The sequence below is a fragment of the Bacteroides caecigallinarum genome (assembly GCF_016902295.1).
GTDB classification, from domain to species: domain Bacteria; phylum Bacteroidota; class Bacteroidia; order Bacteroidales; family Bacteroidaceae; genus Phocaeicola; species Phocaeicola caecigallinarum_A.
Map to the genome: position 1 here is coordinate 1 of NZ_JACJLQ010000201.1, position 279 is coordinate 279.

The window sequence follows — 279 nt, forward strand, 5'->3', positions numbered from 1 at the left end:
TCAAGTCGGCTGCGGTAGACGCGAAACCAAGTGATCTACCCTTGGCCAGGATGAAGGTTAGGTAACACTAACTGGAGGTCCGCACCAATAAGCGTTGAAAAGCTTCTGGATGAGCTGAGGGTAGGGGTGAAAGGCTAATCAAACTTGGAGATAGCTCGTACTCCCCGAAATGCATTTAGGTGCAGCCTCGAGGATTACTGATGTGAGGTAGAGCGACTGATTGGATGCGAGGGCTTCACCGCCTATCAAGTCCTGACAAACTCCGAATGCGCATCAGTT

General features: G+C 50.9%; 1 rRNA gene. It reads left to right on the forward strand.

Features of this window, described 5'->3' with window-relative positions:
* Positions 1–279, forward strand: a 23S ribosomal RNA gene (locus H6A27_RS14820); the annotation flags it as partial.